The sequence below is a fragment of the Sphingomonas pseudosanguinis genome (assembly GCF_014196255.1).
GTDB classification, from domain to species: Bacteria; Pseudomonadota; Alphaproteobacteria; order Sphingomonadales; family Sphingomonadaceae; genus Sphingomonas; species Sphingomonas pseudosanguinis.
Map to the genome: position 1 here is coordinate 23,118 of NZ_JACIDH010000007.1, position 16,170 is coordinate 39,287.

Annotated in this window: 10 protein-coding genes; 5 read left to right on the forward strand and 5 right to left on the reverse strand. The window is 69.1% G+C overall.

Annotated features, from left to right (window positions below; genetic code table 11):
* Positions 1-72 precede the first annotated feature (72 nt).
* The gene (locus GGR48_RS09385) at positions 73-534 is read left to right on the forward strand and encodes a helix-turn-helix domain-containing protein (RefSeq protein ID WP_183951660.1); all 462 of its coding nucleotides are present in this window, start codon (positions 73-75) and stop codon (positions 532-534) included.
* A 159-nt stretch (positions 535-693) separates the two neighbouring features.
* Here the strand turns inward: GGR48_RS09385 and GGR48_RS09390 are convergent, their stop codons facing one another.
* The 4 genes from GGR48_RS09390 to GGR48_RS09405 are packed head-to-tail and all read right to left on the reverse strand — an operon-like array spanning position 694 to position 6,840.
* Positions 694-1,686, reverse strand: a complete 993-nt coding sequence (locus GGR48_RS09390) for a DUF2891 domain-containing protein (protein WP_420854082.1) — start codon at positions 1,684-1,686, stop codon at positions 694-696.
* A complete protein-coding gene (locus GGR48_RS09395) occupies positions 1,683-2,588 on the reverse strand; it encodes a 5-oxoproline transporter, DUF979 family subunit (RefSeq protein WP_183951661.1) in 906 nt (301 codons plus the stop codon). Before GGR48_RS09395 ends, GGR48_RS09390 begins: the two co-directional genes overlap by 4 nt.
* Entirely contained in the window at positions 2,585-3,265 is a 681-nt protein-coding gene (locus tag GGR48_RS09400; RefSeq protein ID WP_183951662.1) for a DUF969 domain-containing protein, read from the reverse strand. The genes GGR48_RS09395 and GGR48_RS09400 overlap by 4 nt, the downstream gene beginning before the upstream one ends.
* Positions 3,265-6,840: a hydantoinase B/oxoprolinase family protein gene (locus GGR48_RS09405; protein ID WP_183951663.1), complete on the reverse strand. Its 3,576-nt coding sequence runs from the start codon at positions 6,838-6,840 to the stop codon at positions 3,265-3,267. Before GGR48_RS09405 ends, GGR48_RS09400 begins: the two co-directional genes overlap by 1 nt.
* A 120-nt stretch (positions 6,841-6,960) precedes the next feature.
* On the opposite strand from GGR48_RS09405, the gene GGR48_RS09410 reads away from it, so the two are divergent.
* The 4 genes from GGR48_RS09410 to GGR48_RS09425 all read left to right on the forward strand — a co-directional run bounded on the left by GGR48_RS09410 (position 6,961) and on the right by GGR48_RS09425 (position 14,040).
* On the forward strand, positions 6,961-8,763 hold the full coding sequence (locus GGR48_RS09410) for a DUF885 domain-containing protein (protein ID WP_240456189.1): 1,803 nt from the start codon (positions 6,961-6,963) through the stop codon (positions 8,761-8,763).
* Positions 8,764-8,877: 114 nt separating this feature from the next.
* Complete coding sequence (locus GGR48_RS09415) at positions 8,878-10,314, forward strand: carboxylesterase/lipase family protein (RefSeq protein ID WP_240456188.1); 1,437 nt, start codon at positions 8,878-8,880, stop codon at positions 10,312-10,314.
* Positions 10,315-10,482: 168 nt separating this feature from the next.
* A complete protein-coding gene (locus GGR48_RS09420; protein WP_183951779.1) occupies positions 10,483-12,972 on the forward strand; it encodes a putative bifunctional diguanylate cyclase/phosphodiesterase in 2,490 nt (829 codons plus the stop codon).
* 141 nt (positions 12,973-13,113) lie between these two features.
* Entirely contained in the window at positions 13,114-14,040 is a 927-nt protein-coding gene (locus GGR48_RS09425; RefSeq protein WP_240456187.1) for a crotonase/enoyl-CoA hydratase family protein, read from the forward strand.
* On the opposite strand, the gene GGR48_RS09430 is transcribed toward GGR48_RS09425, so the two are convergent.
* Positions 14,041-15,999 carry a putative bifunctional diguanylate cyclase/phosphodiesterase gene (locus GGR48_RS09430; RefSeq protein WP_183951664.1) on the reverse strand — a complete coding sequence of 653 codons (1,959 nt, stop codon included), beginning with the start codon at positions 15,997-15,999 and terminating at the stop codon, positions 14,041-14,043. It abuts the gene before it with no gap.
* Positions 16,000-16,170: the final 171 nt, after the last annotated feature.

Sequence of the window (16,170 nt, forward strand, 5' to 3'; positions counted from 1 at the left end):
CCCACTCCCACGCCGCTCCCATCCCACGCCACATCCCGGGATTTGCCCCGGCATCAGCACAGGATCATGCCCATGCCCAAGAGTAGCGCCATCCGCTATTTCCCCCCGGCCTCGACACGGAGTTACAGCGCGCAACCGGCCGCGCGGGACAACAAGCCCACCCTGCTCGACCTGGCGCGCCAGACCCAGGCGATGCGCGCCAATGTCGCACAATTCTTCCCCCGCGACGTGTTCCGCGATTCCGCCTGGGACATGATGCTGGAGCTGTTCATCGCCGAGCAGCAGGCAAAGCCACTCTGCGTCAAGGAGTTGATCCTGGTATCGGGCGAAAGCTCGACCAGCGCGCTGCGGCGGATCGACCGGCTGGAGGAATCCAACCTCCTCCGCCGCCGCACCGACCCGACCGACCACCGCCGCCTGATCGTCAGCCTGACCCAGCGCGGCACCGACGCGATGACCGCGATGCTGCGCCACCTCTATCTGACGATGAGCGACGAACCCATCGGCGGACAGCGGACCGGCAAGCCGGATTGAGCCAATCCCATTCCTCCCCTGCAAGGGGAGGTGGCAGGCCAAAGGCCTGACGGAGGGGTGTCACCGTTCGCAAGGTCGGACTTTCCTCGCGACCGGGTACACCCCTCCACCATGCTTCGCATGGTCCCCCTCCCCTTGCAGGGGAGGAATGGAGGAACGTTACGCCGCCAGCGCCAGCAGGGCGAAGGTGGCGAGCCAATGCTCGCCCATATAGTTGTCGCCGATATGCGGCAGGCTGGCGGCAAGGTGATCGGCCGCCGCCGTCTCGGCGCGGGCCGCGACGGGATGATCCGGCCCCAGCTTGGCCGCGATCGTCCGCCAGCACCACGCACGGCTGAGGTTCAGTCCGTCGAGATGCGCGATCTTGCCGTCGTTACGGTCGGAGACGATCGCGGGGGTGAACAGCGTGACCGGCTCGCCCTGCCCGACGCGCGGAAGGAAGCCGTCGAACCACGCGCGAAACGCCGCGTCGTCGAGCACCCGGCTCATCACCAGCGCTTCGGTCAGCGCGGGCGACAGGAACTCGTCGCCACCCGGCTCCCACGCCTGGCAATCGCAGTCCTTCGCAAACCAGCCGGGCACGACATCGGCGATCAGCGCGCGTAGTTCCTCGTCACGCCCCTCGGCCCAGTCCCATGCCAGCGTCAGCGCGAAGCCCGTGTTGAAATGCGTCCCCACCCGCAGCGGATAGGTCAGGCGCGGCAGGAAGCCGCGGAACCGCGCCGCCAGAAACCTTGCCAAGGGTTCCAGCGCGTCGGCCCAGCCCGCATCATGCCGGCTCGCCTCGTCATGCAGCGCGAGCAGCCAGGCCCAGCCATAGGGCCGTTCGAACCCGCCGGCGCTGGGGCGTTGGATATAGGCGATCTCGGCGGCGATCTTGTCCGGCACCAGTATCGCATCGGCCCGCGCGCGCACTTCGGCGACGACGGGCATGTCGGGATAAAGGCGGATCAGGCGCAGGAGCTGCCACCAGCCATGAACGCAGCTATGCCAGTCGAAGCTGCCATAGAAGACGGGATGCAGCTCGGCGGGTGTCCGCGCGTCCTCCGGCCCGTCCAGCGCGTGGCTGAGATGATTGGGATATTCGCGCCCGACATGCCCCAGCGTCATGGTGGCGAACATCTGCGCGGTGGCTTGGTCCAATCGGGTCACGCGATCATTCCGTAGAGCAGGAGGATGTTGAAGACGAGCAGCAGGAGCGCGGTCGGCGCCTGCGCGCGAATGACGCCATATTTGTCCTTCAACCCCAGCAGCGCGGCGGGCAACAGGTTGAAGTTCGCGGCCATCGGGGTCAGCAGCGTCCCGCAGAACCCCGCCAGCATCCCCACCGCCGCGACGATCGCGGGATCGCCGCCGGCACGCTGGACCAGGAGTGGCACGCCCACCGCCGCCGCCATCACCGGAAAGGCAGCGAAGGCATTGCCCATGACGATGGTGAACAGCGCCATGCCCAGCGCATAGGCCAGCACCGCGCCTATCACGCTGCCCGCCGGGATGATCGTGCCGATCAGCATGCCGACCACCTGCCCCACCCCGGCCAGCGCGAAGACCGCGCCCAGGCTCGCGAGCAGCTGCGGCATCACCGCCACCCAGCCGATATCGTCGATCAGTCCACGCCCGGCGACGAACGGCTCGGCCGGCTTCGCCTGGAGCAGCGTACGGCACAGGATCAGCGCGATGATCGTCCCGAAGGTCAGCGCGACCAGCGTCGCCTGTTTGGGGTCGACCAGCGCGGGCACCTGCTTGAACGCCAGCGTGCCGAGCAAGGCGACCGCCGGCACGATCAATGCGGGCGCGAAGACCTTCGCGCCGTGACGATCCCTTGCCGGCTCCACCGGCTCGGCACGGCGCATCCGCCCCGACGCGGCGATCGCCACCAGTGCCAGGACGAGCACGCCATTGCCGACATCGCCCAGCCAGTCGCCGGCCAGGAAGGACAGCGCAATCAGCCCATGAAACGCGCCATTGGCCCAGCGCCGGTCGCGCAGGCCGAGCCCGGCAAAGATCGCGAACAGGATGCCGACGACGCCGTAGACCAAGTTCAGCCCGATCACCGGCCCGCTCCCCGCTCCCCGGCGCGCCGTGCCAGCCGCCGGTCGAGCAATAATAATCGCGCGCCATGGATGACGAACGCCGCGATCGCGGTCGGGATCGCCCAGATCGACAGCTGGAACGGCTCCAGATGGATGCCATAGCCGTCGAGCACGCCCTTCATCAGCAGGATCGATCCGATCGCGATGAAGATGTCCTCGCCGAAGAACAGACCCACCGTATCGGTCGCCGCCGCCATCGCCTTGACCTTTTCGGCGGTCTCGGCGCTGCCGTCGCCCTGGCGCTCGGCGGCGGCCTCGGCCATCGGCGCGACCAGCGGGCGCACCGTCTGCGCCGGTCCCGCGACCGAGGTCAGGCCCAGCGCCGCCATCACCTGGCGGAAGAGCAGATAGCCGATCAGCAACCGCCCGGTCGTCGCACCGCGCAGGCCCGCGACCAGCGCCCGTGCGCGTTCCTGCAACCCCCGCCGCTCCAGCAGCGCGATGACCGGCAGGATCATATAGACGGCAGTGACATAGCGCGTTTCGTTGAAGGCATGGCCGAAGGTCGCCAGCACCCGTACCGGATCGAGTCCCGCGGCAAGCCCCGTGACCGCCGCCGACACGATGATGACCAGCAGCGGATGCGCGCGCAGCAGAAAGCCGCCGGCGATGACGACGATCCCCGCGAGCACCCACATCAGCGGCTGCCCTCGCCATAACCGCCGCCGCCCGGCGTCTCGATCACCAGCACGTCGCCCACGCCCATGTCGATCCGCGCGGTGGAAGCGAGCGGTTCGATGCCGCCATCCGCCCGCTCGACGCGGTTGACACCCACCCGTCCGTCCGCGCCCCCGGCCAGTCCGAAGGGCGCAACGATCCGCCGATTGCTGAGAATACCGGCGCGCAAGGGCCGCAGGAAACGCAGGTGGCGGACCGTCCCGTCGCCGCCGCTTTGTGCCCCCGCCCCGCCCGATCCGCGCCGGATCGCGAATTGTTCGAGCAGCACCGGATAGCGCGTCTCGAGTATCTCGGGATCGGTCAGCCGGCTGTTGGTCATGTGCGTCTGGATCGCGTCGGCCCCGTCATGCCCCGGCCCCGCACCCGCCCCGCCGGCGATGGTCTCATAATATTGATAGCTGTCGTCCCCGAAGGTCAGGTTGTTCATCGTCCCCTGGCTGCCCGCCATCGCCCCCAGCGCGCCGAGCAGCGCGTCGGTGACGACCTGGCTGACCTCGACATTGCCCGCGACCACGGCGGCGGGGGAGCGCGGGTTGAGCATCGATCCTTCGGGCACGATGATCCGGACCGGGCGCAGAAAGCCCTCGTTCAGCGGCACCGCCTCGTCGACCAGCAGGCGCAGGACATAGAGGACGGCGGCGCGGGTCACCGCCAGCGGCGCGTTGAAGTTGCTCGGCCGCTGTTCGCTCGTCCCGGTGAAGTCGATCACCGCGCTGCCCTCGGCCCGGTTCACCCGCACCGCCACCTCGACCGCCGCACCGTCGTCCAGCGCATAGCGGAAATGCCCGTCGGACAGCGTCGCGATCATCCGCCGCGCCATCGCCTCGGCATGCGCCTGGACATGCGCCATGTAGCGGATGACGACGCCTTGCCCCTGCTGCTTCGCCAGCTGGCGAAGCCCCTCCGCGCCGCGTGCGCAGGCGGCGACCTGCGCGGCGAGATCGGCGATGTTCTGGTCGATATTGCGCGCCGGATGGGGACCGCCGGCGAGCAGCTCGCGGATCGGCGCTTCGCGCAGAACCCCGTCCTCGACGATCAGCATGTCGTCGAACACCACGCCTTCGTCGGCCAGCGTCCGGCTGTCGGGCGGCATCGAGCCGGGCGTGGTGCCGCCGACATCGGCATGATGGCCGCGCGCCGCGACGAAATAGGCGGGCGTCCCGCCGCCGGCGAAGACCGGCATGATGACGGTGATGTCGGGCAGATGGGTGCCACCACGATAGGGATCGTTCAGCGCATAGACCTGCCCCTCGCGCATCGTGCCCGCGCGATTGGCGATGACGGTGCGGATGCTCTCCCCCATCGATCCCAGATGCACCGGGATATGCGGCGCGTTGGCGACCAGCCCGCCCTCCGCGTCGAACAGCGCGCACGAGAAATCCAGCCGCTCGCGGATATTGACCGAGGCGGCGCTGCGTTGCAGCGCGGCACCCATCTCCTCGGCGATGCCCATGAACAGGCCGGCGAAAATCTCCAGCCGCACCGGATCGACCGCATCGTCCGCCGCCCGTTCGACGCGCGCCTCGGCGCGTTCGAGGATCAGCGTGCCGTCGCTCAGCACCCGCGCGCGCCAGCCGGGTTCGACCACGACGGTCGACACTGGATCGAGGATCAGCGCGGGGCCCGTCACGACACCGTCCACCGCCAGTCCGTCGCGGCGATGAACCGGTACCTCGTGCATCGCACCGGCCAGATACATGGGCACGCGTGCCACCGGCGCGGCGGACTGCGCGGGCAAATCCGGCGCGGGCAGGTCCTGCCCGTCCTGCTCGGCGCTCGCCTCGACCCGCAACTGCTCGACGACCAGCGCGTCGTCGCCGACAAAGCCGAAACGCTGGCGATGCGCCGCCGCGAACGCCTCGGCCATCGCGTCCGGCGATCCCCAGGGGACCGCGATCGTCTGGTCGTTGCGGGCATAGCGGAGCTGCGCCAGCGTCTCGATGCGGATCGCGTCGCCGGCCACGCCCTGCGCGGACAGCGCGGCGGTCGCGGCATCGCGCAAGTCGGCCAGCGCCGCGTTCAGCCCGCCATCGGCCAGCGGCAGCGCCACCGTCGCCTCACGCACCACGCTGCGCGCCGCCAGCCCGATGCCGACCGCCGACAAGACGCCGGCCAGCGGGTGGATCAACACCTGCTCCATGCCCAGCGCATCGGCGACCAGGCAGGCATGCTGCCCGCCCGCCCCGCCGAAACAGGCAAGCGCGTACGAGGCCGGGTCCTCGCCCCGCGCCACCGACACGGCGCGGATCGCGCGTGCCATGTTGGCGACCGCGATCGCGACCATCCCCTCGGCCGCCGCAAACCGGTCGAGCCGCTCGCCGGTCGTCGCCGCCACTTGGTCGAGCAGCGCGTCCAGCGCCGCCTCGGCCGCCTGCCGATCGGGCGGCAGGTCGCGGTTCGGCCCGAACAGCGCGGGGAAATAATCGGGTTGCAGCTTGCCCAGCACCATGTTGCAGTCGGTCACGGTCAGCGGCCCGCCGCGCCGGTAACAGGCCGGCCCCGGATCGGCCCCCGCCGAGGCCGGGCCGACCAGCAGCCGCCCGCCATCGAAATGACAGATCGACCCGCCGCCCGCCGCGACCGTATCGATCCGCATCATCGGCACCGCGACGCGCACCCCCGCCAGTACCGCATCCGATCGCCGGTCATAGCTGCCCGCATAAAGCGACACGTCGGTCGAGGTGCCGCCCATGTCGAACCCGATGACCCGGTCGAACCCGGCCCCGCGCGCTGTGCGTGCCATGCCGACGATCCCGCCGGCGGGACCGGACAGCAGCGCGTCCTTGCCGCCGAACCGGTCGGCCGCGACCAGCCCGCCGCTCGACTGCATGAACAGCAAGCCACCGGCGGCAGCGTCACCCAGCGACGCCTCCAGCCCCTGCACATAGCGGCGCAGTACGGGCGACAGATAGGCGTCGACCAATGTCGTATCGCCGCGCGCGACCAGCCGGATCAGCGGCGCGGTGCGGTGGCTGACCGAAATCTGGGTGAAGCCCGCCGCCTGCGCGAGATCGGCCAGCTTCGCCTCGTGCGCCTGATGCCGCCAGCCATGGACCAATATGATCGCGACCGACCGGAGGCCCGCCGCATAGGCCTTGGCAAAGGCCGCTGCCGCCCCCTCTTCGTCGAGCGGGGTCAGCACCGTACCGTTCTCCGCCACCCGCTCGTCGATCTCGACGACATCGGCAAACAGGGGCGCGGCGCGACGGATGTCGCGCGCGAAAATGTCGGGGCGATCCTGATAGCCGATGGTCAGCGCATCGCCAAAGCCCCGCGTGATCGCGAGCAGCACCGGCGCGCCTTCGCGCTCCAGCAGCGCATTGGTGGCGATGGTCGTGCCGATCCGGATGGTGCAGGGCTGAAGCGGGCCGTCCCCTGCGCCTGTCAACTGGCGGATCGCCGCCTCGGCCGCATCATAGCGACGCTCCGGGTCTTCGGAGAGCAGCTTGGCGGTGACGAGCGTGCCGTCGGGCCGCCGGGCCACCACATCCGTGAACGTTCCCCCGCGATCGATCCAGAACTGCCATTCTTTCATGGGTGCACGGCATGTCATCGATTCCGACCCGTCGCTAGAGGGTATTTTTTATTCGATTTTTTCGCCGGGGTCGCTCGTGCCCTGTTTGACCTTCGGCGGAGGGCCGGCCATCATCCGGAGATGGATCGCTTTTTCTCCCGTCGCGAAACCCTGGCCGGGTTCGCCGCCGTCAGCGCCTCGACCGCCATCCCCGCCGCCGCCCAGAATGCCGCGCCGCCGCTGCTCGATCGTATCGCGTGGCAATTGCTGGACCTCCTCCCCGAACGCGCCACCTCGCTGGGCGTCGATACCGGCGCGCATGCCGATCTGCGACGGCGGCTGGAGGATCGCTCGCCGGCGGGTATCGCGGTCCGGCAGCGCGTCCTGACCAAGGCGCTGGCCGACCTGGCGCGAGTGCCGCGCGCCGGGCTCGATCCCTCGACCGCGACGAGCATCGCGGTCGTCGAAAGCGCATTCCGCACCGCGCTGGACGGCATGGCGCTGCCCTATGGCGTGGCGACGATCGGCGACTGGCGCAACACGCCCTATGCCGTCGTCCAGAATGTCGGGTCCTGGCTCGACGTGCCGCAACTGCTCGATGGCGATCAGCCGGTGCGCGACAAGGCGGATGCCGAGGCCTATCTCGCCCGCTTGGCCGCGATGCCCGCGCAGCTGGACGGCGAAACCACGCGCATCGCGCAGGCGCGCGGCATGGGCGTCGTCCCGCCCGCCTTCCTGCTCGACAAGACGATCGCAGGGATGACCCGCACCATCGCCGAGGCGGCGAACACCGACGGCCCGCTGGTCGGCCCGCTGGCGCGCAAGGGGGCGAGCGTCCCCGGCGACTGGAGCGCCCGGGCGGCGCGGATCGTCCGTACCGCGATCGTCCCCGCGCTGGAGCGGCAGCTGGCCGAATTGCGCGCCGAGCGGGCGGTGGCGACCGATGCGGCGGGTCTCCTCACCCGTCCGCATGGCCCCGAATGGTATGCCTGGGGCCTGCGCGCCGGCACGACGACTCGCCGCAGCGCCGCCGACCTGCACGCCATGGGCCGCGCCCGGCTGACCGATCTTCAGGCGCAGATGGACGTGATCCTGCGCGGTGCCGGGCTGACCCAGGGCAGCGTCGCCGAGCGGACCATCGCCTTTCAGAAGCGCCCCGGCATCGGCTTTCCCGATGGCGACGAAGGGCGGCGCCAGATCGTCGCCTATATGCAGGGGCGCATCGACGCGATCCGGCCCAAATTGCCGCAGGCCTTTCGACGGCTGGCGCGCGGCAATCTGGAAATCCGGCGCATGCCGCTGGCGCAGGAGCCGGGCGCGCCCGCCGCTTATGGCGGGCCGGGCACGATCGACGGCAGCGTACCGGGCAAGGTCTGGGTCAATCTGGGCGATCCGTCGATCCACAACCGCGTGACCATCCCCGACCTCGTCTATCATGAGGGGATACCCGGGCATGTCTGGCAGGGGGAATATGCACAGAAGCTGCCGCTGATCCGATCGATCCTGGCGTTCAACGCCTATTCGGAGGGCTGGGCGCTCTATGCCGAGCAGCTGGCGGACGAGCTGGGCCTGTATCAGGGCGATCCGGCCGGTCGGCTGGGCTATCTGATGGGGCTGGCCTGGCGGGCGGCGCGGCTGATCGTCGACACCGGCATCCATGCGATGGGCTGGTCCCGCGACAAGGCGCTGGCCGAGTTCATCGCCGCCACCGGCCTGCCGCGCAGCAACGCCGAGAGCGAGGTCGATCGCTATTGCGCCTGGCCGGGCCAGGCCTGTGGCTATGAGGTCGGTCGCGCCGAGATCGTCGCGCAGCGGAGCCGCGCCAAGGCGGCGCTGGGTCCGCGCTACGACCTGCGCGATTTCGACCAGGCGGTGGTCGATGGCGGCAACGTGCCGCTCGACGTGCTGGCGGGCAATGTCTCGCGCTATATCGCGGGGGCGTAGCGGCCCGAGAACGCCGCCCCCTTCCCCTGGCGAGGCTTTCCGCCCTATCCATGGCGCAAAGCCATGAAAACATGCCGTTTCCGGGATAGGACGGCACGCGGGGGAGACGATGCGATGCGAATGATGCTGACCGTGGCGATGGCCGCGATCCTGCCCTTGAGCGCGCCCGTCATCGCGCAAGGGCCCGCGCCGATCGCCCAGACCGATCGGGGCGCGGTGCGCGGCGGCGTCGAGGACGGCGTGGCCAGCTGGAAGGGCATCCCCTTCGCCGCGCCGCCGGTCGGCGCGCTGCGCTGGCGCGCGCCACAGCCCGTGACAGCCTGGACTGGCGTGCGTGACGCGACCGCCTATGCCCCCGACTGCATGCAGGTCCCCTTCCCCAGCGACGCCGCACCGCTGGGCACCAGGCCCGCCGAGGACTGCCTCTACGCCAATGTCTGGAAACCGGTGGCGGCCAAGGGCAAGCTGCCGGTGGTGGTATGGATCTATGGTGGCGGCTTCGTGAATGGCGGGGCGTCGCCGCCGACCTATTCGGGTGCCGAGCTTGCCAAACAGGGCGTGGTCTTCATCAGCTTCAACTACCGCGTCGGCCGGTTCGGCACCTTCGCGCTGCCGCAGCTGACCAAGGCGAATGCCGATGGCGGGCGTCTGGGCAATTACGGGATCATGGACCAGATCGCGGCGCTGCAATGGGTCCGGCGCAACGCGGCGGCCTTTGGCGGCGACCCGGCCAATGTCACGATCATCGGCGAGAGCGCGGGCGGCATGTCGGTGCACATGCTCAACACCTCGCCGCTGGCCAAGGGGCTGTTCCACAAGGCCTTCATCATGTCGGGCGGCAATGGACAGTCGGACAAACGCACGCTGGCCGATGTCGAGGCGATCGGCGCCGATTTCGCACGGTCGAAGCATATCGATCCCGCCGGCCCCGACGCGCTCGAACGCCTGCGAGCCTTGAGCGCCGAGGAGGTCACCGACGGCCTCAACATGATGGCGCTGTTCCGGCCGCAAGCCGGGCCGCCCACCAACACCGGTCCGTTCGTCGATGGCAAGGTGGTTGTCGACATGGGAGCGGCCTATGCCGATGACCGGTTCGCGCGCGTGCCCGTGATCGTCGGCGCGACCAGTGCCGACATGGGCGGCAAGACCGGCTTCATGATTGCCGGCGCACGTCAGGTCGCCGGCGTGCTGGCGGACAGGCGCGTGCCGGTGTGGCATTATCGCTTTTCCTATGTCGCGGACTCGGTCGGCCAGCCCGGCGCGCAGCATGCGACCGACATCCCGTTCTTCTTCGATACCGTCAGGGTCAAATATGGCGACAAGACCACCGAGCGCGACCGGGCGATGGGACAGGTCATGAGCGCTTATGTCGTCCGCTTTGCCAAGACCGGCAATCCCAACGGCCCCGGCCTGCCCTCATGGCCGGGTTATACCCGGTCTGGGGACCCGCTGGTGGACTTCACCGCGCAAGGGCGGGCCGTCGCCCGGCCCGATCCCTGGGGCGCGGAGATCGATGCAGCGACGCCGCGACCTGCATCTCCGTCGCAATAAGGGACACCGCCTCCGCGCAGACCCGATTGCCGTCACCGCCGTGCCGCGATACGCGGTGCCCCCTAGGGGTTCTTTGATAGACAGGTCGGCATCAGCGCGACTGCGGGGGCACGTCGGCAAATGGGGGCCGCGAGAGTGGCATCGAACATCAGAGCGCTGGTGCTCGCTATGCTTATGCTGTTGGCAGGGTTGATCCCGGCGACGGCATCGGCGGCGACCATCGGCTTGCGGCAATCGGCCTGCGTCGCCACCCTGCCCGATTCCGCACGGCCCGCGGATGTCGTCACGGCGCGCTATGACTGCGGGCCCGATGCGCCGAGCCGTGGCCCCGACTGGACTTGGCTGAAGCTGGACGCCACGCGGCTGGGCGCGCTGCCCGCGCATTGGAGCCTGCTGGTCGACCAGACGCGGTTCGATCGGATTGCGGTGATCGTCGTCGGCCGCGAGGGCACGACCCGGCTGGACCGCTCCGCCCATGACCTGCGCGGCCATTGGGCGCCGGGCGGCCTGCTGAAATTCACCATCGCCCAGCCCGGACGTGACATTCGGGGCCTGTATCTGGGCTATCGCCACATCGACGACCTGTCGCTGATGCGCAAGGTCGTGGCCCAGCCAGGCTCGGTCATGACGAACACCGACATCGCGTGGCTGGTGCTGATGGGCCTGTTCGCGGGGACGCTGCTGTCCGCGTTGCTCTACAATCTCGTCATCCATACCGGGCAGCGATACGCCTTTCAGCGCTGGTATCTGCTGTGGGTCGGCGTGGCACTGGTCTATGGGCTGACCTGGTCCAATGTCGCGGCGTTGCTGATCCCCGATCTGGTCGGACCGGTAGCGGTGCGGCTGGACTTCGCGCTGGTCGGGCTGATGGTCGCGGCCTGCAACATGTTCTTCTTCGCGGTGGTCGAGGACGGTGTCCTGCCGCGCGGACTGGCGCGGGTGGGGCGATTGCTGGCGGCGGCGGGCGTCGTCACCGGCGTCACGGCGGCGGCCGATACGTGGTTCCCCCCGGTCCTCACCGACCGGCTACTCAACTATGTGATCGCGGCGATGGTCGCGGTCGTCGCGCTGTCCTGCGTCATCGCGGTCCGGCGCGGCAGCCGGGTGATCTGGTTCTACATGCTCGGCTGGGGGCCGGTGATCGGGTTGTTCCTGGCCCGGCTGGCGCGCAATTTCGGCTTCGCGCCGCAGAATGACGCGATCGACATGGGCACCTTCGCCGCGCTCGCCTTCGAAGCGCTGGTCCTGTCGCTGGCCATCGCCGACCGGTTCCGCCTGATCCGCCAGGACATGGAGCGCGTCCGACAGCGCCGCGAGATCGATCTGGCCGAAACCAAAGCCCTGCGGCTGGCCGCGCATACCGACTTTCTGACCGGCCTGGGCAATCGTGCCGCCTTTCAGGAACGGGCACAGAGCCTGATCGACGCGGACACGCCCTTCAGCCTGTTCCTGATCGATGTCGACTATCTGAAGACCGTCAACGACCGGCTGGGCCATGGCTATGGCGACATGCTGCTGCGCCATGTCGGATCGGCGCTGGCGCGCACGATCCGGATCTGCCCGGACGGCTATATCGCGCGCATCGGCGGCGACGAGTTCGCGATCCTCTGCCCCGGCGATCTGCCCGCCGAGAACCGGCTGACCGACGCGCTCGACGGCTTGCAGGGCGAGGTCTGGCATCCCGGCGATCGCAATCGCACCGTATCGTTCAGCGTCGGCTCGGCGCGGTTTCCCAACGATGCCGATGCGCTGGAGCTGCTCTATCAGAATGCCGATCTGGCGCTCTACACCGCCAAACGCCTCGGCCGTGGTCGCTATGTCCGCTACGATCCGCTGCAGCGCAGCCTGCGCGACCTGCAGCTGACCTTCACCGACGATGCCGAGGTCGCGATCGAACGCGGCGAGTTCACACTCTTCCTGCAACCCATCGTCTCGCTGACCACGGAGACGGTGTGCGGGCATGAAGCGCTGCTGCGCTGGAATCACCCGCTGCACGGCCAGATGACGCCCGACCGCTTCGCCGATGTGCTGGTGGCCGAGCGGATCGGTCCGTTGATCCAGGACCATGTCCTCGAACTGGCGCTGACCCTGTTGCGGGACGAGGGCGAGCGGCTGGGCGTGCTGAGCGTCAACTTCACGTCCGCCCAGCTTGCCGGGCCGCGATCGGCGCAGGCGGTGATCGACCGGCTGGCGCATCACGGCATTTCGCCCAAAAGGCTGTGCGTCGAAGTGACCGAGGGCGTTATGCTCGACCGTGCGGCGGACAGCATCCTGGGCAATCTGCGCACGCTGCACAATGCCGGGGTGGCGATCGCGCTCGACGATTTCGGCACCGGCTATGCCTCGCTGGTCCATCTCCGCCGCCTGCCGGTCGACCGGATCAAGATCGACCTGTCCTTCGTCGCCGGCATCGACCAGCCCGATGGCGGCGGTACCCTGGCCATCGTCCATGCGATCGTCGGCCTGGGCATGGGGCTGGGCAAGGTCGTCATCGCCGAAGGGATCGAGAACGAGGCACAGGCGCTGCGCCTGCGTCAGCTGGGGTGCCAGATGGGTCAGGGCTTCCTGTACGGACGGCCCGCCCCGATCGGTCGCAGCCCGGAGCCGGCGGCCCTACCCGCACCGGCCCGCCGCCTGACGCCGCCGCTGCACGGATAAGCGCCGCCCTCGCCATCCCGCCCACCATGGCGGACCGCCGATAAATGCTTGGGGCCGCGACATTTCCTGCAAACGTCGCGGCAAGTTTGCAGCCCCTATTTTCGGCCTGCGGCATGGTGCCGCATTCCGAAGGTAGACATGATGACGATCCACGATCCCCAATTCGCGGCCGGGCTGCGCAACGCCCGTCCCGACCGGACGGCGCGCACCCCCGTCAACGCCGACGCGTCCAGATCGCCCTTCCAATACGGGCAGCTCGATGCGCGTCACGATCCCGACACACAGACCTTGTGGACCGACATGCGCCCGCGTACCCGGCCCAGCTTCAACCCCGATCTGCTGGTCGACTTCGTGCACTGGCAGGCCGACATCGTCGATGCGGTCGATACCGGGGCGATGCCGATCCGCTATCTGGTGCTCGGCTCGCGCTTTCCCGGCGTCTTCTCGCTGGGCGGCGACCTCGACCTGTTCGCGCATGCCATCCGCACCCGCGACCACGGCGCGCTGTCGCGTTACGGGCGGACCTGCGTCCAGATCCTCCATCGCAACATGTGCGGGCTGGACCGGCCGATCATCACCATCGGCCTGGTCGAGGGCGATGCACTGGGCGGCGGGTTCGAGGCGCTCTTGTCCTTCCACGTCGTCATCGCCGAGCGCGGGACCAGTTTCGGCCTGCCCGAGACGCTGTTCGGGCTGTTCCCCGGCATGGGGGCGCATTGCTTCCTGTCGCGCCGGCTGGGCGCGGCGCGGGCCGAACGCATGATCCTGAGCGGCCGGACCTACAGCGCCGACGAACTCTATGAGATGGGGCTGATCCATGGGCTGGCCGAGCCGGGCGAAGGGCGGCGCATGGTCGCCGACTATATCCGCCAGAACGATCGGCGGCACAGCGCGCATTGTGCGATCTATGAAGCATCGCGCGCGGTCAATCCGCTACCGCTCGAGGAGCTGGAGGCGGTGGTCGACCTCTGGGCCGAGGCCGCGCTGCGGCTGACCGAGGGGGATCTGAAACGCATGGAGCGGCTGGTCGCGGCGCAGACCCGGCTGCTCGACAAGGCCGCCGACTGATCAATCGGCCCCGGGCAGCGCGGGCTGTCCGGGGTTTGATCGGAAGGCGGCCTGCTCGGCGAACAGGCCGATCACCTCCGGCGCCGACATCGGCCGGGCGAGCAGGAACCCCTGTACCGCATCGCACCGCGTCCGTCGCAGCTGGTCGAGCTGCGCGGGCGTCTCCACCCCCTCCGCCACGGTGCGCATGCCGAGCTTGGCGGCGAGATCGACGATCGTCTGGACGATCGCGACCGAGGCGGGGTTATGCTCCAGGTCGATGACGAAGGAGCGATCGATCTTCAGCGTCTGGAACGGGAACTGGGTCAGATAGCTGAGCGAGGAATAGCCCGTCCCGAAATCGTCGAGCGTGGTGCACACATGGATGCGGTTCAGCGCGCTCAACGCCGCCAGCGACCGGTCCACATCGTCGAGCAGCACCGACTCGGTCACCTCCAGCGTCAACCGCTCCGGGGGCAGGCCGCTCGCGCTCAGCGCCGCCAGCACCGCATGGGTCAGGTCGGGCGCGCGGAGCTGCACCGGCGACAGGTTGACCGCGATCGTCACATCGGCCGGCCAGTGTGCCGCCGTCCGGCACGCCTGGCGCAGTACCCAGTCACCGATCATGACGATCAGCGTATTGTCCTCGGCGATCGGGATGAACTCGGCGGGCGATATGCTGCCGAATTGCGGGCTGTTCCAGCGCAGCAGCGTCTCGCACGACGTGATGCGCCCCTTCGCCAGATCGAAGATCGGCTGATAGACCAGCTCGAACTCGTTCCGCTCCAGCGCGCCGTCCATCGCGAGCGCGATCTGGCGCCGCCGTTCAATCTTCTCGTCCATCAGCGGCTCGTAGAAGAAGAAGCGGCCCCGCCCCTTCTCCTTGGCGCGGTACAGCGCGAGGTCGGCATTCTTCAGCAGCGTGTCGGCATCCCGGCCATTGTCCGGCGCGATGGCGATGCCGATCGAGGCGGTGGTGCGCAGGTCGTGGCCGTTGAACCCGACCGGCTGGCGCACCGCCTCCAGCATGGCGCTGCCGATGCAGCCCGCCGCGCGCGCATCGGCGACGCCGCACAGGATGGCGAACTCGTCCCCGCCCAGCCGTGCGACGATGCCCCGGTCGCCCAGCACCTGCTCCAGCCGGCGGGCGACCGCCACCAGCAACGCGTTGCCCGCCAGATGCCCGAAAAAGTCGTTCACCTCCTTGAACCGGTCGAGATCGAGCCAGAGTAGCGCCAGATGCTCGCCCGATGCCGTCAGGTTGCGCAGCCGCTCCTCGAAATGCTCGCGAAAGGCGGTGCGGTTGGCCATGCCGGTCAGGTCGTCGCGGCGCGCCATGCCCGCGTGGTGCTCGGCCAGCGCGGCCATCTCCTCCGACGCGGTGGTTGCGCGCAGGATGACGGCATAGGTCTGCTGCGTGATGTCGCTCATCGCCAGCACGAACAGCAGGATGACCGCCGCCAGCAGCGCCTTCAGCGGGTCGAGCGGCAGGAGCAGCCCGAACACCAGCGGCAGCGAGGCGAAGCAAAGCTGCGACAGCGCGATCAGCGGCCGGCCGGCATTGCGCCCCGCGATCCCTGCCGCATAGCCGATGGCGGTGGTGACCGAGAGGAGGTCGAGCACGCCGCTGTCCGTCCGGGTGAGGGTCAGCAGGCCGAACACGCCGAGCAACCCGGCATAGGTCAGCGCGCCGATGCGATAGCCGCGCTCCTGCTGGCGCACCGTCGCCGAGCCGCGCATCCGCAACGCATCGACGATGCGGACCGCCCCGACCAGCCCGATCAGCACCGCACAGCCGATCAGCCATTCGTCGCCGCTGGCCGCCGCGACGACGGCCGCGATAGCGCTGCTGGTCAGCGCGCCGATGATCAGCGAGCGCGGCGAGGCGTAGAGCGATTCCACCAGCACCGCGCGGACGCGGGCCGAAATCTGATCGTCGGAGTGTCGAAGATGCGTCATCCGGCGGATTAAACGTTTCATATCAACCTCCTGAACGAACACCTATCCGATCCGTCCGGAGTGCCCAAAGGCCTTTTGCTAAGCCTGTGTTGGGTGGGATGGCACGTCTCTCACCCCTGGATCGCGGCCCCGGATGCCGCCGTCATGGCAAGGCCGCTAGCGATAACAACGTCTTACAGGGTGGCGCCTGGT